Annotated in this window: 1 protein-coding gene; it reads right to left on the bottom strand. The window is 47.3% G+C overall.

Annotated elements, in window-relative coordinates; all coding sequences use genetic code 11:
* Positions 1–465: hypothetical protein (locus tag ACTHUR_RS20150; RefSeq protein ID WP_440400567.1), on the bottom strand; the 465-nt coding region annotated here is incomplete at both ends.

Below are 465 nucleotides of genomic sequence, written 5' to 3'. Positions count from 1 at the left end.
AAGTCCGATTTCTCCGACTATCGCCCCCGTGACTAAAGTCTGCATGACCAAAGCCATCAGCCAGCCCAGTCTGAGTTGCGCTTTACTGAACACTGCCGGCGACTGTTTGGCAATACTTCTGCGGTGCAGATAAAAAACCGCCATCATGACAAACTGCAAAACAAACCAATAAACAGGCTTGAGCGCGTACAGTTTCAACAAAGCCGGAAACGTAAAAGCCAAAGAACGGCCCGGCATCAGAAAATACAATATCGCGGCAATCGACACAAAAGCCAAAGTCATCAACACATTGCTGACAGCAAACACACTCAAAAACGGATGCCGTAAATCCGCCTGCCAAAAATCAGTCTCCGCCTGCTTTTTCCAATGAAAAGCAAAGAAAAACACGCTGGCAAAAGTCAAATAAAAATGCGGGACAAACAACGGACCAACATGGGTAATCCCCCACATTCCCGGCAAAAGCTG

The organism is Neisseria sp. P0021.S007, from assembly GCF_051956855.1.
The sequence above is the reverse complement of the archived record's forward strand: the minus strand, read 5'-3'. Positions and strand labels throughout refer to the sequence as shown.